Source organism: Cupriavidus gilardii (assembly GCF_008801915.1).
Classification (GTDB): domain Bacteria; phylum Pseudomonadota; class Gammaproteobacteria; order Burkholderiales; family Burkholderiaceae; genus Cupriavidus; species Cupriavidus gilardii.
Map to the genome: position 1 here is coordinate 47,903 of NZ_VZOV01000023.1, position 19,646 is coordinate 67,548.

Genomic DNA, 19,646 nt, shown 5'->3' on the forward strand with positions numbered 1-19,646 from the left:
ATGGCCATCGATCGTCGCCGCTTTCTTGCCTGTTCCGCCGCGCTGGCGGGCACGCTGACGTCCGCCGCACAGGCCCAGCCCGGCCCCGCATCCGGCGCGCCGGCCACGCCGGCTGCAGGCGCCGGTGCGGTCCCGCTGCGGCGCGCCATCCCGGGCACGCGAGAAACGCTGCCGGTGATCGGCCTGGGCACCGCCGACACCTTCGATGCCGGCACGCAAGGCCTGCAGCAGAGCCCGCTGTCCGAGGTGATGGCGCTGCTGCTGCGCACACCGGGCGCGGTTCTCGATACCGCGCCCAGCTATGGTGCGGCCGAGGCGGTGACCGGTGAATTATTGCGCCTGCACAATGGCCGCAAGCAGGTCTTCCTCGCCACCAAGATCTCGGCCTCCGCCAGCAGCGCGCCCGCGCAATGGGCGCGCTCGCAGCAGGAGCTGGGCACCGACACCGTCGACCTGCTGCAGGTCCACAACCTGATCGACTGGGAAGAGAACCTGCGTTTCCTGCGCCGGCTGCAGGAACAGGGCAAGACCCGCTATATCGGCGTCACGCACTATCGCGCCGACGCGCACGAGCGGCTGGAGCAGATCGTGCGCAGCGAGAAGATCGACTTCGTGCAGGTCAACTATTCGCTGGGCGAGCGCGAGGCCGAACGGCGGCTGCTGCCGCTGTGCCGGCAGCGCGGCATCGGCGTGCTGATCAACCGGCCGTTCCAGGACGGATGGCTGTTCCGCGCGGTGCAGGGACGCCAGCTGCCGCCGTGGGCGGCCGAGCTCGATTGCGGCAGCTGGGGGCAGCTGTTCCTCAAATTCATCGTCAGCCATCCCGCGGTGACCGCGGCGATTCCGGCGACGTCGAATCCGCGCCATATGCGCGACAACCTCGGCGCAGGGCTCGGCCGCATGCCGGACGCGCAGCAGCGCGAGCGCATCGCGGCGCTGCTGACCTAGCGCCGGCCCGCCGCCCGCTTCCGGCATGGCAGCCGCCCCGCCTCCGCAATCCGGTCCCATCCCCGGCGGCCGTCCCGGCGCGCTTGGCATCCGCCCGGGCGAACACACGGCCGTGGCCGCCGCCTTCGGCTTCTTCTTCTGCCTGTTCGCCAGCTACTTCATGCTGCGGCCGGTGCGCGAAACGATGGGGATTGCCGGCGGCGTGCAGAACCTGCAATGGCTGTTCACCGCGACCTTCGTCGTGATGCTGGCCGCGATTCCGCTGTACGGCCTGTGCAGCTCGCGCCTGCCACGGCGGCGCTTCGTGCCGTGGGTCTATGCCTTCTTCATCGCCAATCTGCTGGCCTTCGCGCTGGCCACGCGGGCGCGGCCCGACGATGTCTGGCTGGCGCGGGTGTTCTACGTGTGGCTGTCGGTATTCAATCTGTTCGTGGTGTCGGTCGCGTGGAGCCTGATGGCGGACGTGTTCCGCCCGGAACAGGCGCGCCGGCTGTTTCCGGTGATCGCCGCCGGGGCCAGCGTCGGCGGCCTGGCCGGGCCGCTGCTGTCGGGATGGCTGGTCGGACCGATCGGCCTGACGGGCCTGATGCTGCTGTCGGCAGTGTTGCTGGCGGCGACGCTGCCGGGCTGCGCGTGGCTGTTCCGCTGGCGGGCGCGGGCCGGAGCCGGGGCTGCGGCTGGAACCGCGGCTGGGGCCGGAGCCAGCGCGGGAGCCGGAACGCCGGCTGGGCCTGGTATTGGCGCCGGACCCATCGCGCAGGGCGATGCCGCGGCGGGTCGCATTGCCGCGCACCATGCCGGCGCCGCCCGCGACGATCCGCGCGACCCCATCGGCGGCAGCCTGCTGGCCGGCCTGACGCTGATCGCGCGCTCGCGCTATCTGCTCGGCATCGCGCTGTTCGTGATCCTGCTGTCGACCGCCAGCACCTTCCTGTACTTCGAACAGGCGCGGCTCGTCGCCGAAACCTTTCCCGATCGCACCGAACAGACGCGCGTGTTCAGCGCGATCGACGCAATCGTGCAGGCCGCCACCATCGCGATCCAGCTGTTCTTCTCCGGCCAGGTGGCGCGCCGCTACGGCGTGACCGCGCTGCTGACCGTGGTGCCGCTGGCGGTGGCCGGCGGCTTCGTGCTGCTGGCGCTCTGGCCGGTGTTCGGCGTGCTGGCGGGCGTGATGGTGCTGCGCCGCGTCGGCGAGTATGCGATGGTCCGCCCCGGCCGCGAGATGCTGTTTACCGTGGTCGATGCCGAAACCAAGTACAAGGCCAAGAACGTGATCGACACGATGGTCTACCGCGCCGGCGATGCGGTCAGCGCCTGGGTCAAGACCGGCATCGACGCGCTGGCCGGCCATCCCGCGGTGGTCGCCATCACCGGCGCCGTGCTGGCGCTGGTCTGGGGTTTGCTTGGCTGGTGGCTGGGCCGGCGCCACCAGGGTGCCGACGACCTGCCGGCGCGTAGCGCCAGCCCGCGGGCGCCGGCATCGGCCCGGATGCCGGGCCGCTAGCCCACGCATTCGGCCAAAATGGCGGCATGCGGGGCCAAGCGGATGGGCTGGCCCGCCGGCCCGATGCCGCAGGCATTACAGTGTCGGCCGAACCGGGCAATGCCGCGCCGTGCCTGTACGGCCGGCGCGCCCGCCATCGATCGAACCCGGCCAAGCGCTCCCCCCGCGCGGCCACCGAAGGAAGCCGCCATGAAAACCAAAGCCGCCGTCGCCTGGAAAGCAGGTGCCCCGTTGACCATCGAGGAAGTCGATCTGGCCGGACCGCGCGCCGGCGAGGTGCTGGTCGAGATCAAGGCCACCGGCATCTGCCATACCGATTACTACACGTTGTCGGGTGCGGACCCCGAGGGCATCTTCCCCGCGATCCTGGGCCATGAGGGCGCCGGCGTGGTGACCGAGGTGGGCCCGGGCGTGACCTCGCTGAAGCCCGGCGACCACGTGATTCCGCTTTACACGCCCGAATGCCGGCAGTGCAAGTTCTGCCTGTCGCGCAAGACCAACCTGTGCCAGGCGATCCGCGCGACCCAGGGCAAGGGCCTGATGCCGGACGGCACCTCGCGTTTCTCGCTCGACGGCAAGCCGATCTTCCACTACATGGGCACGTCGACCTTCGCCAACCACATCGTGGTGCCGGAGATCGCGCTGGCGAAGATCCGCGACGACGCGCCGTTCGACAAGGTCTGCTATATCGGCTGCGGCGTGACCACCGGCGTGGGCGCGGTGCTGTTCACGGCGAAGGTCGAGGCCGGCGCCAATGTGGTGGTGTTCGGCCTGGGCGGCATCGGCCTGAACGTGATCCAGGGCGCGAAGATGGTCGGTGCTGACAAGATCATCGGCGTCGACATCAATCCGAACCGCGAGGCGCTGGCGCGGCAGTTCGGCATGACGCATTTCGTCAATCCGAACGACGTCGACAACGTGGTCGACCACATCGTGCAGCTGACCGACGGCGGCGCCGACTATTCGTTCGAATGCATCGGCAATACCAAGGTCATGCGCCAGGCGCTGGAGTGCTGCCACAAGGGCTGGGGCAAGTCGATCATCATCGGCGTGGCCGAGGCCGGCGCCGAGATCTCGACCCGGCCATTCCAGCTGGTGACCGGGCGCGAGTGGAAGGGCTCGGCCTTCGGCGGCGCACGCGGCCGTACCGACGTGCCGAAGATCGTCGACTGGTACATGGACGGCAAGCTGAACATCGACGACCTGATCACGCATACGCTGCCGCTGGAGCGGATCAACGAGGGCTTCGACCTGATGAAGCGCGGCGAGTCGATCCGTTCGGTGGTGCTGTACTGAAGGCCGGAGGCGCGACGCTCATGCTCGAACTGCTCTCCGAGCACGGCTGCTTCGGCGGCGTGCAGCGCTTCTACCGGCATGCGTCGACCGCGGTCGGCCTGCCGATGCGCTTCTCGGTCTTCCTGCCGCCGGCGGCGCTGGCCGGCGTCGGCACGCCGCGGCCCGCGCTGTTCTACCTCGCCGGCCTGACCTGCACCGAAGAGACCTTCATGATCAAGGGCGGCGCGCAGCGGCTCGCCGCGCAGCTCGGCCTGATCCTGGTCGCGCCCGATACCAGCCCGCGCGACACCGGCATCGCCGGCGAGGCGGACGAATGGGATTTCGGTGCGGGCGCGGGCTTCTATCTGGACGCGACGCAGGCGCCGTGGAACGCGCACTGGCGCATGGAAAGCTATGTCGCCGGCGAGCTCTACGATCTGGTCGTCGGCGAACTGGGCGCCGATCCGCAGCGCATCGGCATCTTCGGCCATTCGATGGGCGGACACGGCGCGCTGGTGCTGGCGCAGCGCCATCGCGAGCGCTTCCGCTCGGTGTCGGCGTTCGCACCGATCGCCGCGCCGTCGCAATGTCCATGGGGCGAGAAGGCATTCGGCCGCTATCTCGGCGGCGATCGCGCGCAATGGCTGCAGTACGACGCCAGCGCGCTGATGCGCGCGCAACCCGCCGCGCCCTTCCCCGGCGGCATCCTGATCGATCAGGGGCTGGCCGACAAGTTCCTCGCCGACCAGCTGCATCCCGAGGCCTTCGAGGCGGCCTGCGCCGCGGTGGGCCAGCCGCTGACGCTGCGGCGGCACCAGGGCTACGACCACGGCTACTACTTCATCGCGACCTGGATGGAGGACCATTTGCGCCATCATGCGGCGCAGTTGCAGGCGCCCTGAAGCGCCGGGCCTGGCGGCGCGGCCCGGTCGACCTCAGGCCGCCGCGCCGAAGCGCTGCCGATAGTCGCGCGGCGTGATGCCCAGATGGCGCAGGAAGGCGCGCCGCAGCGCTTCGTCGGAGCCGAAGCCGCTGCGCGCGGCCACCGCCTTCAGCGGCAGCTCGCCCTGCTCCAGCAGGCGGCGCGCCGCCTCGAGCCGCGCCGATTCGATGAAGGCGGTCGGACTGGCGCCGGTCTCGCGGGCGAACACGCGGCGGAAATTGCGCTCGCTCATCGCGGCCCGCGCCGCCATCTCGCTCATCGTGAACGCGCGCGTCAGGTCGCGCAGGATCCAGTCCTGCACCTCGCGCACGCCGGCGTGGCCGGTGGTCTGGCTGGCCAGATGCACGCTGAATTGCGACTGGCCACCGGGCCGCTTCAGGAAGACCACCAGCTCGCGCGCCAGATCGAGCGCGATCTCCCGCCCCAGATCCTCCTCGACGATCGCCAGCGCCAGGTCGATGCCGGCGGTGACGCCGGCCGAGGTCCACAGCGTGCCCTGACGCACGAAGATCGCATCGGGATCGACCGCCACCGCGGGATAACGCTGCCGCAGCAGCGGCGCGACGCTCCAGTGCGTGGTCGCCCGCTTGCCGTCGAGCAGGCCGGCGGCGGCCAGGAAGAACGATCCCGAACACAGCGCCACCAGCCGGCCGATGCGCGGCGCCACCGCGCGCGCCCACGGCACGATCTCCTCGGCGTCGCGCAACGCCCCTTCGATATCGCGCGCGCCGACGATCACCGCGGTATCGGGCAGCAGCACCGTGTCGAGCCGCGCCGTGGCTTCGAGCGTCATCAGCGTGTCCGAGCGCACCGGGCCGACGCGCGTCGACACGATCCGGGTGCGATAGGCGGGCGGCTGGCCGCGCCGGGCCAGCTGCAGGTTCGCATAGTCGAACACCGTCATCGGTCCGACCGCCTCCATGGCCTTGAAGCCGGGATAGACGACGAGATCGATCTGATGGGGTGCGGGGGACGGCTGGGACATGAAGCGGGAACGGCGCGCGGCTGGCGGGAACGACCCGCGCAAGTGACCGCGCTCTTTGGAAAAAGAACGAAGGCAACAGTGTAAACGACGCCCCGTTGCCGGCCGTGCGAGGCGCCGGGCCGCGCCTGCTTGCTATCATGAACTGCAGACCGTTGCGCCACCGATTCTTCCGATCACCCCTGACCCCTTCGCCGCGAGCCGCCCGTGCCCCATGAAGTCAGCCTGATCACCACCATCGCCGCCGGCCTCGGTCTGGCGCTCGTCTTCGGCTTCATCTGTGCCCGGCTCGGCGCGCCGGCGCTGGTCGGCTACCTGCTGGCCGGCATCGTGATCGGGCCGGCCACGCCGGGCTTCGTCGCCGACATGGCGCTGGCCGGCCAACTGGCCGAGATCGGCGTGATGCTGCTGATGTTCGGCGTCGGCCTGCACTTCTCGCTCGAGGACCTGCTGTCGGTACGCCGAATCGCGCTCCCGGGCGCGATCGTGCAGATCGCCTTTGCCACCGCGCTGGGGGCCGGGGTGACCACGCTATGGGGCTGGCCGCTCGCCGATGCACTGGTGTTCGGGCTATGCCTGTCGGTCGCCAGCACCGTGGTGCTGCTGCGCGCCCTCGAGCAGCGCGGCACGCTGGATTCGGTCAATGGCCGCATCGCGGTCGGCTGGCTGGTGGTCGAGGACCTGGTGACGGTGCTGGTGCTGGTGATGCTGCCCGCGCTGGCGGAGGTGCTCGGCACCGTTCCATCGGGCCAGGCTGCCGCGATAGCGGCCGGCGGCAACGGCGCCGCGCCGGCCGCGGGCAGCGCGTCGCTGTGGGCGACGCTGGGCGCCACGCTGGGCCGCGTCGCCGTCTTTGTCGCGCTGATGCTGCTGGTGGGCCGGCGCCTGTTTCCGTGGCTGTTGTGGCAGGTCGCGCGCACCGGCTCGAACGAGCTGTTCACGCTGTGCCTGGTCGCGGCCGCGGTCGGCATCGCCTACGGCTCGGCGGTGCTGTTCGGCGTCTCGTTCGCGCTCGGCGCCTTCTTCGCCGGCATGGTGCTGCGCGGCTCGGCTCTGAGCCATCGCGCCGCGCAGGAAACGCTGCCGCTGCGCGACGCCTTCTCGGTACTGTTCTTCGTCTCGGTCGGCATGCTGTTCGATCCGCGCGTGCTGCTCGACGCGCCGCTGCAGGTCGCGGTCACGCTGGCCATCGTGATCGTCGGCAAGTCGCTGGCCGCGCTGGCGCTGGTGCTGGTGATGCGCTACCCGCTGAACACCGCGCTGACGGTGTCGGCGAGCCTCGCGCAGATCGGCGAGTTCTCGTTCATCCTGGCCGGCCTTGGCGTCACGCTCGGCATGCTGAGCGCGCAGGGACACAACCTGGTGCTGGCGGCTTCGCTGATCTCGATCGCGCTGAACCCGCTGGTATTTCGCGCGGTCGAGCCGCTGCAGCGCTGGATTCGCGCGCGTTCCCCGCTGGCGCGCAAGCTCGAGCGCAGCGCCGACCCGCTGGCCGAGCTTCCCGCCACGGTCGACCAGGCGCTGCTGACGCGGCAGGTCGTGCTGGTCGGCCATGGCCGCGTCGGACGCCGCATCGCCGCGGCGCTGCGCTCGCATGGGGTGCCGGTGGTGGTGGCCGACCAGAACCGCGAGATCGTCGAAGCGCTGCGCGCGCAAGGCGTGCCGGCGGTATCCGGCGATGCGGCCGAACCGGCGGTATTGATCCAGGCCCATATCGCCCGCGCGGGCGTGCTGGTGATCGCCACGCCCGATACCGTCGGCGTGCGGCGGATGGCCGAGATCGCGCGCACGCTCAATCCGGGCATCCGGATCCTGGTGCGCACGCACAGCGAGGACGAGGCGGCGCTGCTGCGGCAGGACCGCGTCGGCGAAGTCTTCCTCGGCGAGCACGAACTCGCAGCGGCGATGATCGAGCGCGTGTTGCAGACCGCGCGGCAGGACGCGGCCGCGCTCGATGCAAGCGCGAACAGCGGCGCCACCATCGGCGCCACCGGCAGCACAGGCAGCGGCAGCCAGCGCGCCGGCGCGCCGCACTGAAGCGTCGGGTCGGCCGCGACGTCAGCCCGCAGCGGCCTGCATGCCGCGATAGACGCCGGGCCGCAGCCCGGTCCAGCGCCGGAACGCACGATGGAACGCGCCGGGCTCGGCAAACCCGATCTCGGCCGCGATCTCGGTGATCGGCAGATCGGTATGGCTCAGCGCCTCGATCGCCAGATCGCGCCGCAATTCGTCCTTCAGCTGCTGATAGGTGGCGCCCTCCTCCATCAGCCTGCGCCGCAGCGACGAGGCCGACAGATGCAGCGCCGAGGCCAGCGCCTCGAAGGTTGGCCACATATCGGGCCGCGACTGCCGCAGCAGCCGGCGCACGCGCGCCACCACGCTGCTGCGGTCCGAGTACTTGACCACCACGTTGTGCGGCGCGTCGCGCAGGAAGGCCTTGACGCTGCGCTCGTCGTGCCGCACCGGATGGTCCAGCCACGCGGCGTCGAAGATCAGCGCAGTGCCGGGCGCATCGAACGCGAGCTGGCGCGAATACATGACGCGGTACTCGGCGCTGTAGTCCGGCTCGGAATAGCGGAACGCGGCCAGCCGCACCGGCACCCGCCGCCGCGCCAGCCAGCACATCAGCCCGTGCAGCATGATCAGCAGCGTCTCTTGCGCGAACACGCCCGGCCGGCGCCGCGACGGCTCGGTCAGCACCAGCGCGGCACGCTGCGGCCCGCCGTCGGTGGCGTTGCCATCGTAGCGGCGCAACAGCTGCACGCCGATATCGTCGAGCAGCACGCCGAAGCCGCGCGCGACCCGGTCCAGCCCCTGCCCCACCGTGCGGCTGCCGGCCACCGCATGGCACAGCAGCGCGAAGCTGCCGGGCTTCATCGCGCGCGAGTCCTGCCCGAAGAACTCGTCGCCCAGTGCCGCCGATACCGCCAGCCACAGCGCGCCGTAGCTGGCCGCCGACACGCGCGCCTGCGGCACCGCCAGCATCGCGGGCGCGATACCGGCGGCGCGCAGCACCGGCTCGGCATCGATGCCGCGCGAGCGCAGGCCGGAAATCGCATGGTGAACGAAGCAGATCGCGACGCTACCTTTTTCCATCGGTACGCAAGGCAACAACGGGACGCAACAGCGCAGGCATGGAGACAGTCCGTGGAGTGATTGGGTTCGCTGATGGCGCCGAAGACGGCGGCGGTTGGGGACAACCGTCATCGCGGCGCACGCCGCCGGCAGTGGCAAATCAGTTCAGCGCAGTTGACGGATTTTGGCATAGCGCGCGCCGGCATCGCCTTTCTACACTGCCGTCAACCGTCGCTCACCCGACTACACAACGACAGCGCCATGTACAGCGAATACACCGAGCAGCAACGCATGATCCGCGACACCGCGCGCGCCTTCGCCGAGGAACGGCTCAAGCCCAATGCCGCGCAATGGGACCGCAGCGGACAACTGCCCGACGAGATCGTGGCCGAGATGGGCGCGCTCGGCCTGCTCGGCATGATCGTGCCCGAGCAATGGGGCGGCACCTATACCGACTACATCGCCTACGCGCTGGCGATCGAGGAGATCGCCGCCGGCTGCGCGGCCTGCGCGACGCTGATGAGCGTGCACAGCTCGGTCGGATGCGGTCCGATCCTGCACTACGGCACCGAAGCCCAGAAGGATCGCTATCTGCCGGCGCTGGCCAGCGGCGAGCTGATCGGCGCGTTCTGCCTGACCGAGCCGCAGGCCGGCTCGGAGGCGCACAACCTGCGCACACGCGCCCGTCCGACCGATGACGGCTGGGTGCTGTCCGGCAACAAGCAGTTCGTCACCAATGGCCAGCGCGCCGGCATCGCGATCGTCTTTGCCGCAACCGAGCCGGAGCGCGGCAAGCGCGGACTGTCGGCCTTCCTGGTGCCGACCGACACGCCGGGCTTTCACGTCCATGCCCCGGAGAAGAAGCTGGGCATCCGTGCCTCGGACACCTGCGCGATCACGCTGGAGGACTGCGTCGTGCCGCACGACGCGCTGCTCGGCGACACCGGCGAGGGCCTGCGCATCGCGCTGTCGAACCTCGAAGGCGGCCGCATCGGCATCGCCGCGCAGGCGATCGGCATCGCCCGTTCCGCCTTCGATGCCGCCTGCCGCTATGCCGGCGAACGCGTGCAGTTCGGCCGGCCGCTGCGCGAGCATGCGCCGATCGCCAACATGCTCGCCGACATGGCGACCGAGCTGAACGCGGCGCGCCTGCTGGTGCTTCGCGCCGCGCGCATGCGCAGCGACGGCCAGCCCTGCCTGTCCGAAGCGTCGCAGGCCAAGCTCTATGCGTCCGAGCTGGCCGAACGGGTCTGCTCGAAGGCGCTGCAGATCCACGGCGGCTATGGCTACCTCGAGGACTACCCGGTCGAGCGCCACTACCGGGACGCGCGCATCACGCAGATCTACGAGGGCACCAGCGAGATCCAGCGGATGCTGATCGCGCGCTCGCTGTAGTTCGGGCCCTCGCCCTCCCTTGCGACTTGCCTCGCCAGAACAAACCGACGGAGACACCATGACCAAACAGCCCGCCACCGAAACCGCGATTCCGACCGTCAAGCTGCTGATCAACGGCGAATGGGTCGAATCGGCCGCCACCGAATACCGCCAGGTCGTCAATCCGGCCACGCAGCAAGTGCTGGCGCGCGTGCCGCTGGCCACGCGCGCCGAGGTCGACGCGGCGGTCGGCGCGGCGCAGCGCGCCTTCGCGAGCTGGCGCCATACGCCGATCGGGGCCCGGCTGCGCATCATGCTGAAGTACCAGGCGCTGATCCGCGAGCACAGCAAGCGCATCGCCGCGATCCTGACCGCCGAACAGGGCAAGACGTTGTCCGACGCCGAGGGCGACATCTTCCGCGGCCTGGAGGTGGTCGAGCATGCCGCGTCGATCGGCACGCTGCAGCAAGGCGGCTTTGCCGAAAACGTGGCCGCGACCGTGGACACCTACACGCTGCAGCAGCCGATCGGCGTGTGTGCCGGCATCACACCGTTCAATTTCCCGGCGATGATTCCGCTGTGGATGTTCCCGATGGCGATCGTCTGCGGCAATACCTTCGTGCTCAAGCCGTCCGAGCAGGACCCGCTGTCGACGATGGAACTGGTGGCGCTCGCGCTCGAAGCGGGCGTGCCGCCCGGTGTGCTGAACGTCGTGCATGGCGCCAAGGACGTGGTCGACGCGCTGTGCACGCATCCCGATGTCAAGGCGGTGTCCTTCGTCGGCTCGACCGCGGTCGGCACCCATGTCTACAACCTGGCCGGCAGCCACGGCAAGCGCGTGCAGTCGATGATGGGCGCGAAGAACCATGCGGTGGTGCTGCCCGACGCGCACAAGGAGCAGACGCTGAACGCGCTGGTCGGCGCCGCCTTCGGCGCGGCCGGGCAGCGCTGCATGGCGACCTCCGTGGCGGTGCTGGTCGGCGCGGCGCGCGGCTGGGTGCCGGACCTGATCGCCAAGGCGCGCACGCTGAAGGTCGGCGCCGGCGCCGAGCCCGGCACCGATGTCGGACCGGTGGTGTCGGTCGCGGCGAAGCAGCGCATCCTGGGGCTGATCGAGGCCGGCGTGCAGGAAGGCGCGACGCTGGCGCTCGACGGCCGCGATGTCAGCGTGCCGGGCTATCCGGACGGCAACTTCATCGGACCGACCGTGTTCACCGACGTCACGACCGGCATGTCGATCTACACGCAGGAGATCTTCGGGCCGGTGCTGGTCGTGATCGGCGTCGACACGCTCGACGAGGCCATCGCGCTGGTCAACCGCAATCCCTTCGGCAACGGCACCGGCGTGTTCACGCAGAGCGGCGCCGCGGCGCGCAAGTTCCAGAGCGAGATCGATGTCGGCCAGGTCGGCATCAATATCCCGATTCCGGTGCCGGTGCCGTATTTCAGCTTCACCGGCTCGCGCGGCTCCAAGCTAGGCGACCTCGGGCCCTACGGCAAGCAGGTGGTGCAGTTCTATACGCAGACCAAGACCGTGACGGCGCGCTGGTTCGATGACGATACCGTGAACCACGGCGTCAACACCACCATCGCGCTGCGCTGAACCAGCCCAACGGACCCAACAGACAGGAGACCTCGATGCATATCGCCTTTATCGGCCTGGGCAACATGGGCGCGCCGATGGCGCGCAACCTGCTGAAGGCCGGCCACACGCTGACGGTATTCGACCTCAATGCGCAGGCGCTGGCCGCGTTGCGCGACGCCGGCGCCAGCGGCGCCGATTCGCCGAAGCAGGCAGCCGCCGAGGCCGATATCGTGATCACGATGCTGCCGGCCGCGGCGCACGTGCGCGGCGTCTACACTGGCGAGAACGGCGTGCTGGCCGGCGTGCGTGCCGGCGTGCCGCTGGTCGATTCGAGCACGATCGACCCGGCGACGGTGCGCGAGCTTGCGGCGCTGGCCGCGCGCCAGGGCAATCCGTTCGCCGACGCGCCGGTGTCCGGCGGCACCGGCGGCGCGCAGGCCGGCACGCTGACCTTCATGGTCGGCGCCGACGCGGCGCTGTTCGAGCGGCTGCAGCCGGTGCTGGCCGGCATGGGTAGGAACGTGGTCCGCTGCGGCGACACCGGTACCGGCCAGGTCGCGAAGATCTGCAACAACCTGATCCTCGGCATTTCGATGATCGGCGTGTCCGAGGCGATGGCGCTCGGCGCGCGGCTCGGCATCGACGCCAGGGTGCTGGCAGGCATCGTCAACACGTCGACCGGGCGCTGCTGGTCGTCCGACACCTGCAACCCCTACCCCGGCGTGATCGACACCGCCCCGGCCGCGCGCGGCTACAGCGGCGGCTTCGGCGCCGAACTGATGCTCAAGGACCTGGGGCTGGCCAACGACGCCGCGCGCGCGGTGCGGCAGCCGCTGTTCCTCGGCGCACTGGCGCAGCAGCTGTATCAGGCGATGTGCCAGCGCGGCGATGGGCAGCTCGATTTCTCGGGCGTGATCCGGCAATACCTCGATGCCGACGGAGACGCGGCGTGAACGCCAGGGCCGAAGCCCCACCGCCTCGGACCGCAGCCGAGGGCACCGATGAAGTCCGCTTCGAGGTCATCAACCGCGTCGGGCTGGTGACGCTGAACCGGCCGCGCCAGCTCAATGCGCTGTCGTATCCGATGATCGTGGCGCTGCGCGAACAGTTGCGGCACTGGGCAGCGCAGAGGGATGTCGTTGCCGTGGTGCTGCGCGGCGCCGGCGACAAGGCGTTCTGCGCCGGCGGCGATATCCGCGCGCTGTACGACAGTTATCGCGACGCCGTGGCCGGACGTGGCGGCGACGATGGGGAACCGCTGTACCGGCGCTTCTTCGTCGACGAATACCAGCTCGACTTCGAACTGCACCGCTATCCGAAACCCGTGATCGCGCTGATGGACGGCATCGTGATGGGCGGCGGCATGGGTCTGGCGCAAGCCGCACCGCTGCGCATCGTCACCGAACGCTCCCGCGTCGCGATGCCGGAGACCGGCATCGGCCTGGTGCCCGATGTCGGCGCCAGCCACTTCCTGTCGCGGATGACGCCCGAACTGGCGCTCTATCTGGGACTGACCGGCGTGACGCTCGGCGCGGCCGACACGCTGCTGTGCGGGCTTGCGGATGTTGCGGCCGACAGTGCCGCGCTGGCGGAACTGGAGACGACGCTGACCCGCATCGACTGGCCGGCCAGTGACCGTGACACGGTGCTGGCAACGCTGCGCCGGGCGCTGGCTCCCGCGTCGCCGACCACCGCGGCCGACGCCCCGCTGCTGAAGGTGTTGCCCGCGCTGCTGCGGCACTTCCGCGCCGACGCGACGCCCGCGGCGATCCTGCAAGGCCTCGCCGGTGAACAGGATCCATGCTGCGCCGACTGGGCCGCGAAGACGGCGACGCTGCTGCGCGGCCGCTCCCCGCTGATGACCGCCGTCACCCGCGAACTGCTGCTGCGCGGCCGCCGGCTGGACCTGGCCGACTGCTTCCGGATGGAGCTCGACGTGGTCAGCCACGCCTTCACCGACGGCGACTTCATCGAGGGCGTGCGCGCGCTGATCGTCGACAAGGACCAGACGCCACGGTGGCGGGTGGACAGCCACGATGCGGTCGATCCCGATGCGGTACGCGGGTTCTTCGTGTCGCCGTGGGAAGGCGAGCGGCATCCGCTGGCGCCACCAGCACTGAAATAGGAAAGGGCGCTCCGAAGAGCGCCCCCGCACTACGAAACTGCCGTCGTCCCCGCGAACGCGGGGAACCCAGCGGCTTTCAAAGACGCTGGATTCCCGCTTCGCGGGAACGACATGTGGTGCGCGAGCCTGCTCAGGGCTTTGGCGCCGTTGCGGAAGCCGCCGCCGGTGCGACCAGCCCATCGGCGCGGAACATCGCCTTGATGCCCCGCACCGCCTGCCGGATGCGCGATTCGTTTTCGATCAGCGCGAAGCGCACGTAGTCGTCGCCGAAGTCGCCGAAGCCGATGCCCGGCGATACCGAGACCTTGGCCTTCTCCAGCAGCTGCTTGGCGAATTCCAGCGAGCCCAGCGCGCGATACGGCTCGGGAATCCGCGCCCAGATGTACATCGACGCCTTCGGCAGCTCCACCGGCCAGCCGGCCTCGTTCAGCCCGCGCGCCAGCACATCGCGGCGCGACTGGTATTGCGCGGCGATCTCGCGCACGCATTGCTGGTCGCCCTCGAGCGCGGCAATCGCGGCAATTTGCAGCGGCGTGAAGGTGCCGTAGTCGTGATAGCTCTTGATGCGCGCCAGCGCCGTCACCAGGTCGGCGTTGCCGGCCATGAAGCCGATGCGCCAGCCCGCCATGTTGTAGCTCTTCGACAACGTGAAGAACTCTACCGCGATGTCCTTGGCGCCCGGCACCTGCAGGATCGACGGCGCCTTCCAGCCATCGAACACGATGTCGGCATAGGCCAGATCGTGCACGACGAGGATGTCATGCTTGCGCGCCAGCGCGATCACGCGCTCGAAGAAATCGAGCTCCACGCATTGCGCGGTCGGGTTGGACGGGAAGCCCAGCACGATCATCTTCGGCTTCGGATAGCTGCCGCGGATCGCGCGCTCGAGCTCGGCGAAGAAGTCGACGCCGGGAATCAGCGGCACCGAGCGGATATCGGCGCCCGCGATCACCGCCCCATAGATGTGGATCGGATAGCTCGGATCGGGCACCAGCACGGTGTCGCCGCGATCGAGCGTGGCGAGCATCAGGTGCGACAGCCCTTCCTTCGAGCCGATCGTCACGATGGCCTCGCGCTCCGGATCAATGTCGACGTCGTAGCGCTCGCGATACCAGTGCGAGATCGCGCGGCGCAGCCGCGGAATGCCGCGCGAGGTCGAATAGCCGTGGGTATTGGGACGCTGCGCCGCCTCAGTCAGCTTGGCCACGATATGCGCGGGCGTCGCGCCATCGGGGTTGCCCATGCTCATGTCGATGATGTCCTCGCCGCGGCGGCGCGCGGCCATCTTCAGCTCGGCGGTGATATTGAAGACGTAGGGGGGAAGACGATCGATGCGCGCGAAGCGGCGCTGGCTCGAAGGGCTCGAGCCGGGGGATGCCGGAGTGGCTGACATGGTTGTCCTTGTACGTAAGCGCCCGGAACCGTCCGAGCGACGTTGGCGGTTGTCAGTGCCGCCGGCGACGATGTTAATCGGGTTACGGGCGCGCGTCCATCGCCGTCGTGCAGGCGCGATCTCGTGTTGATCGGCGCGCTTCCGTGGGAAGGAGTCCGCCGCACGTCGCGCCACGCGTATATCCCCTCTTGCTCCCAGCGTACTTCGGCGTTAAGCTTCGCACGCTTTGTATGCAAAACTTGAACACAAAATAAGGAGACATAGCGCGATGGATCTCGCTGCCGCCCAACTGCCGATGGTGCTCAATGGTCTGGAATGGTCGGGCTGCGCGCTCGCGATGAGCGGCTCGCTGCTGGTCGCGCTGCACAACAAGGCGTCGCGCTGGGGCTGGATCTCGTACCTGTGCTCGAACATCGTGTGGAGCGTGTTCGCACTGGTGACCGGCACCTATGGCCTGTTCGTGCAGCAGCTCGGCTTCACCGCGACCAGCCTGTACGGGCTCTACCGGCATACGCAGTTCCATCGGACTGGCGGACACGCCGGCTCGCACTGAGCCGGATGCCCTCCCCGCCCTCCCCACTCCGGCCTCTTTACGCGGCTCAGTCGTCGAGCGTTTCATGCACGCCGACGGCGCCGTGCTTCCAGTAGGCCGACGCGCGGATGCGGCGCTTGTCGATGCCGCGCTCGTCCACCAGGCAGGCGCGCACGGCGCGGATCGCGGCCGCCTCGCCGGCGGCCCACACATAGCCCTCCCCGGCCGGCAATTCCAGCCGGCGCAGCGCCGTCAGCAGTTCGTCGCCTTCGGCGCGATACAGCCAATGCAGTTCGCAGTCGGCGTCGCTGTGCAGAGCGACACGCGCCTCGCGGTCGTCTATCTGCGCGACCACCACCACGCGCTTGCCGGCCGGCAGTTCCTCGACGCGGCGGGCGATCGCGGGCAGCGCCGCTTCGTCGCCGATCAGCAGGTGCCAGTCGAACGCAGTCGGGATCACGAACGAACCGCGTGGTCCGCCGATACCCAGCCATTGGCCGGGCTGCGCCTGCGTCGCCCAGCTGGCGCCGGGGCCGTCGCCGTGCAGCACGAATTCGATGTCGAGCTCGCGCGCCGCGGCGTCGTAGCGGCGTGGCGTGTAGTCGCGGGCGATCGGGCGCGGCTGTCCCTCCGGAAACATCGGACCATCGGGTCCCATCTCCGGCAGCACCGGTCGCTGCTGCCCCGGCGCGGGCAGGAACACCTTGATATGGTCGTCGAACGAGGCCGACACGAAGTCGGCGAGATCGTCGCCGGTAAAGGTCACGCGCAGCAGCGCCGGTGAGATCCGCTGCGTGCGCACCACCTGGATGTGGCGGAACTTCAGCGGATGGCGGACACGCTCGACGGTCAGCGCGGCGTCGCGGCGATCGGTGGCTTCGATGGATGTGGCACGGTCGGTTGCGGACATGCATTACCTCGGGTTGCGTGGTCGGGCGGGATGCGGCGGCACGGCGGCCGCCTCTGTGCTTTCGATATCGGCGGCGGCGCGCAGCAGGATCCCGGCGATGCGCCGCTGTTCGTCCGGGGAGGCATCGGTGCGCAGCAGCAGCGCGCGCTTGAGCGCCATCCGTGCCTGCACGAACTCGGGCAGCCAGCCGTTGTCCTGATCGTCCGGCTCCGGCGGCGCCTCGCCGGCGAGCGCCCGGCGCACCCACTCCATCTTGCGGGCGGCATGACGCAGCCCGTTCCACAGCAGCGCCAGCCGTTCGCGGTTGGCCTGCAGGAACTCGCGGCCCGGCTCCGCCAGCCGGTAGCACTTGCGGTTGCCGTCGACATCGACGGCCGCGTGGCCGATTTCTTCCAGGTACGTCAAGGCGGGATAGATCACGCCGGGGCTGGGCTTGTAGAAGCCGGCACTGCGCGCTTCGAGCGCCTTGATCAGCTCGTAGCCGTGGCTGGGCTGCTCGGCCAGCAGGTCGAGCAGCAGCAGTTGCAGGTCGTCGGCGCCGAGCTTGCGGCCGCGGCGCAGGCTGTCCGCATCGGAGCCGAATCCTCCGAAAGGACCGCCGGGGCCGTGGCCGTGCCGGCCGTGATGATGGCGAGGGGGCATGGAACAGTCGCTCGTTATATCGAAAAACATATCTTACGATATAGTTCGCCGCACTGAAGGTCAACCCCTGGCCCTGCTTGCGGCAGGGTCTTGTCGGCTCGGCCCTACTCCCCGAGGAACTCGGCCATGAATTCCAGCCCTTCGATATGGTCGGCCACCACCTTGGTGATCACGGCCAGCGGAATCGCCAGCAGCATGCCCCAGGCGCCCCACAGCCACGTGAACAACAGCAGCGCAACGAATACCGCCACCGGATTCATCTTGGCCATCCGGCCGGTCATCCAGGTCTGCACGACCGAGCCGATCAGCGTCGCGATCAGGATCGAACCTCCGGCCGCCGCGGCGGCCAGGCCGAGCGTGCCGAACTGCATGAAGGCCGCCACGCCCAGCGCGATCGCGGTCGCGCCCGAGCCGAAATACGGAATCAGATGCAGCGCCGCCGCGGCCAGCGCCCAGGTGCCGGCGTGCTGCAGGCCGATCCCCTTCAGCAGGAACCAGGTACAGATGCCCAGCGCGGCATTGGTGATCAGCAGCATCAGCATGTAGCGCTGGATCTGCCGATTGATCTCGCCCAGCATATGGACGTTGACCTTCTTCTGCGTCAGCGTGCGGCCCGTCATCTTGACAAACTTGCGCTTGAACATGTCGCCCGACACCAGCAGGAAGAACGTCAGGAACAGCACCACCACGGCCTGCCCGGCCGCGGCAAAGGCACTGACCGAACCGGCCAGCACCATGTCGTGCAGCGCGCCGGCCGGCTTGTCGATGACGACCGGGGCGCCGCGCGAGAGCTGCGGGGTGCCGCCGGTCAGCACGGTCGCCGCGCGCTGGATCTTCTGCCACATCGAGTCGTCGCCGCTGAGCAGCGCCGACAGGCTGCGCGAGAGCTTGCGCGCGATCTCGGGCAGACGGTCGACGATCGCCTCGACCTGGCCCTGCAGCAGATACGCGCCGCACAGCAGCACCGCGACCAGGCCCAGCAACACCAGCGTCGCGCCGATCGGGCGCGGCAGCCGCTGGCGGTGCAGCGCCGATACCAGTGGATCGAGCAGATAGGTCAGGATCACCGCCAGCACCACCGGGATCACGAAGGCCTTGGCGACATGCAGCGCGTACAGGCAGGCCAGCGTCGCCAGCACCACCAGCGCCAGGCTGCCGCGCTGGATCGCGATCGGCAGCGCGCGGGCGCTGCCCGGACCGCGAAACGGCTCGGCCGCCGCCGGGGGGGCCGAGGCCGCGGCCGCGGGCTCGTCGTCGCGGGGGTCGGCGGCGACGGTCGAGGCCTGCGCAGCAGTGTCGGCTGCGGTGTCCGCTGCGGGACGCGCTGCGGACGGCGCACCGGACTGCGCGGACGGGGTGGGCGTGGCATGCATGGCGAGGGGACGGTGCGGGGGTGACCGGTGCCGCGCGGGGAGCGCGGTGCATCAGTGTCAGCATAGTCGGCGCCGTCCGCCTCCCGCAGTCGGACGGCCGCCGCAAGCGGTGTAGGACAAGCGCGACAGCGCCCTGGCCGGCGCGCGCAGCCGGGCCGCGGCAGCGGCACGGTTTGACAGTCGGTGCCGATCGGCCGATGATCCCCCGCGCCCTATGCCATTCGGCCCACCGACCCATCTGGAGACATCGCCGTCATGCCTGCCCCTCGCGCCGTGCCTTCCGCCCCCTCCGATCTGCCCGTCTTGCGCGATCCGGCGGGACTGCCCACGCTGCCTCCGATCGCCGAAGCCGGCCAGCCCTGGCAGACGATCGACACGCCGGCGCTGGTGCTGGTGCTCGATGCCTTCGAGCGCAATCTGCAGCGGATGCAGCAGGCCGCGGATCGGGCCGGCGTCGCGCTGCGGCCCCACGCCAAGGCGCACAAATGTCCGGACATTGCGCTGGCGCAAATGACGCGGGGCGCTGTCGGCATCTGCTGCCAGAAGGTCAGCGAGGCGCTGCCCTTCCTGCGCGCCGGCGTCGCCGATATCCATATCAGCAACGAGATCGCCGGCCCGGCCAAGGCCATGCTGCTGGCACGCATGGCCCGCCACGCGCGCATCAGCGTCTGCGTCGACGCGGTTGTCCAGGTGCGGGCGCTGGCCGAAGCGGCCGAGCGCGAGCAGAGCGGACTGACGGTGCTGGTCGAGCTCGACATCGGCCAGGGCCGCTGCGGCGTGGCCGATGCCGATGCCGCGTTGCGGCTGGCCGAACGGATCGCCGCGCAGCCGCGCCTGTCGTTCGGCGGATTGCAGGCCTACCATGGCGGCATCCAGCATGTGCGCGACCATGCCGCCCGGCGCGCGCCGCCGAGCGTGCCGGGGCGGTGGCGGCCCGGCTGGCCGCGGCCGGGGCGCCCTGCCAGGTGGTCACCGGCGGCGG

At 69.9% G+C, this 19,646-nt stretch carries 16 protein-coding genes and 1 pseudogene; 11 read left to right on the forward strand and 6 right to left on the reverse strand.

The window, feature by feature from the left end; all coding sequences use genetic code 11:
• The 4 genes from F7Q96_RS21635 to fghA all read left to right on the forward strand — a co-directional run bounded on the left by F7Q96_RS21635 (nucleotide 1) and on the right by fghA (nucleotide 4,632).
• Nucleotides 1–948 carry an aldo/keto reductase gene (locus tag F7Q96_RS21635; protein WP_053823697.1) on the forward strand — a complete coding sequence of 316 codons (948 nt, stop codon included), beginning with the start codon at nucleotides 1–3 and terminating at the stop codon, nucleotides 946–948.
• 25 nt (nucleotides 949–973) lie between these two features.
• Nucleotides 974–2,455 carry an NTP/NDP exchange transporter gene (locus F7Q96_RS21640; protein ID WP_053823696.1) on the forward strand — a complete coding sequence of 494 codons (1,482 nt, stop codon included), beginning with the start codon at nucleotides 974–976 and terminating at the stop codon, nucleotides 2,453–2,455.
• Between the two features lie 189 nt (nucleotides 2,456–2,644).
• Nucleotides 2,645–3,751 (forward strand): S-(hydroxymethyl)glutathione dehydrogenase/class III alcohol dehydrogenase, encoded by a 1,107-nt coding sequence (locus tag F7Q96_RS21645; RefSeq protein WP_053823695.1) that lies wholly within the window; start codon nucleotides 2,645–2,647, stop codon nucleotides 3,749–3,751.
• Nucleotides 3,752–3,771: 20 nt separating this feature from the next.
• Nucleotides 3,772–4,632, forward strand: a complete 861-nt coding sequence (fghA, locus tag F7Q96_RS21650; RefSeq protein ID WP_053823694.1) for an S-formylglutathione hydrolase — start codon at nucleotides 3,772–3,774, stop codon at nucleotides 4,630–4,632.
• A 33-nt stretch (nucleotides 4,633–4,665) separates the two neighbouring features.
• Here fghA and F7Q96_RS21655 read toward each other — a convergent pair whose 3' ends face one another.
• Complete coding sequence (locus F7Q96_RS21655) at nucleotides 4,666–5,658, reverse strand: GlxA family transcriptional regulator (RefSeq protein WP_053823693.1); 993 nt, start codon at nucleotides 5,656–5,658, stop codon at nucleotides 4,666–4,668.
• Between the two features lie 204 nt (nucleotides 5,659–5,862).
• Between F7Q96_RS21655 and F7Q96_RS21660 the strand changes: the two genes are divergently transcribed.
• A complete protein-coding gene (locus tag F7Q96_RS21660) occupies nucleotides 5,863–7,692 on the forward strand; it encodes a cation:proton antiporter domain-containing protein (RefSeq protein WP_082371714.1) in 1,830 nt (609 codons plus the stop codon).
• Nucleotides 7,693–7,713: 21 nt separating this feature from the next.
• Here the strand turns inward: F7Q96_RS21660 and F7Q96_RS21665 are convergent, their stop codons facing one another.
• Nucleotides 7,714–8,751 (reverse strand): AraC family transcriptional regulator, encoded by a 1,038-nt coding sequence (locus tag F7Q96_RS21665; RefSeq protein ID WP_053823692.1) that lies wholly within the window; start codon nucleotides 8,749–8,751, stop codon nucleotides 7,714–7,716.
• A 240-nt stretch (nucleotides 8,752–8,991) separates the two neighbouring features.
• On the opposite strand from F7Q96_RS21665, the gene F7Q96_RS21670 reads away from it, so the two are divergent.
• From F7Q96_RS21670 to F7Q96_RS21685, 4 genes are read left to right on the forward strand one after another with little or no spacing between them, the layout of a single operon-like run.
• A complete protein-coding gene (locus tag F7Q96_RS21670) occupies nucleotides 8,992–10,125 on the forward strand; it encodes an acyl-CoA dehydrogenase family protein (protein ID WP_053823691.1) in 1,134 nt (377 codons plus the stop codon).
• Nucleotides 10,126–10,183: 58 nt separating this feature from the next.
• Nucleotides 10,184–11,707, forward strand: coding sequence for a CoA-acylating methylmalonate-semialdehyde dehydrogenase (locus F7Q96_RS21675; RefSeq protein ID WP_053823690.1), 1,524 nt, complete (start codon nucleotides 10,184–10,186; stop codon nucleotides 11,705–11,707).
• A 35-nt stretch (nucleotides 11,708–11,742) separates the two neighbouring features.
• On the forward strand, nucleotides 11,743–12,642 hold the full coding sequence (gene mmsB, locus F7Q96_RS21680) for a 3-hydroxyisobutyrate dehydrogenase (protein ID WP_151023268.1): 900 nt from the start codon (nucleotides 11,743–11,745) through the stop codon (nucleotides 12,640–12,642).
• Nucleotides 12,639–13,814: an enoyl-CoA hydratase/isomerase family protein gene (locus F7Q96_RS21685; protein WP_053823689.1), complete on the forward strand. Its 1,176-nt coding sequence runs from the start codon at nucleotides 12,639–12,641 to the stop codon at nucleotides 13,812–13,814. The genes mmsB and F7Q96_RS21685 overlap by 4 nt, the downstream gene beginning before the upstream one ends.
• A gap of 130 nt (nucleotides 13,815–13,944) precedes the next feature.
• On the opposite strand, the gene alaC is transcribed toward F7Q96_RS21685, so the two are convergent.
• On the reverse strand, nucleotides 13,945–15,207 hold the full coding sequence (alaC, locus tag F7Q96_RS21690) for an alanine transaminase (protein ID WP_053823688.1): 1,263 nt from the start codon (nucleotides 15,205–15,207) through the stop codon (nucleotides 13,945–13,947).
• A 268-nt stretch (nucleotides 15,208–15,475) separates the two neighbouring features.
• Here alaC and F7Q96_RS21695 point away from each other — a divergent pair, with 268 nt between their 5' ends.
• On the forward strand, nucleotides 15,476–15,760 hold the full coding sequence (locus F7Q96_RS21695) for a nicotinamide mononucleotide transporter (protein WP_053823687.1): 285 nt from the start codon (nucleotides 15,476–15,478) through the stop codon (nucleotides 15,758–15,760).
• A gap of 46 nt (nucleotides 15,761–15,806) precedes the next feature.
• Here the strand turns inward: F7Q96_RS21695 and F7Q96_RS21700 are convergent, their stop codons facing one another.
• The 3 genes from F7Q96_RS21700 to F7Q96_RS21710 form a co-directional block, all read right to left on the reverse strand.
• Nucleotides 15,807–16,649: a siderophore-interacting protein gene (locus F7Q96_RS21700; protein ID WP_053823686.1), complete on the reverse strand. Its 843-nt coding sequence runs from the start codon at nucleotides 16,647–16,649 to the stop codon at nucleotides 15,807–15,809.
• A 3-nt stretch (nucleotides 16,650–16,652) separates the two neighbouring features.
• A complete protein-coding gene (locus tag F7Q96_RS21705; RefSeq protein ID WP_053823685.1) occupies nucleotides 16,653–17,291 on the reverse strand; it encodes a PadR family transcriptional regulator in 639 nt (212 codons plus the stop codon).
• 104 nt (nucleotides 17,292–17,395) lie between these two features.
• Entirely contained in the window at nucleotides 17,396–18,664 is a 1,269-nt protein-coding gene (locus F7Q96_RS21710) for an AI-2E family transporter (protein WP_226995048.1), read from the reverse strand.
• 387 nt (nucleotides 18,665–19,051) lie between these two features.
• Here F7Q96_RS21710 and F7Q96_RS21720 point away from each other — a divergent pair.
• Nucleotides 19,052–19,646, forward strand: a pseudogene (locus F7Q96_RS21720) (alanine racemase); the annotation flags it as partial.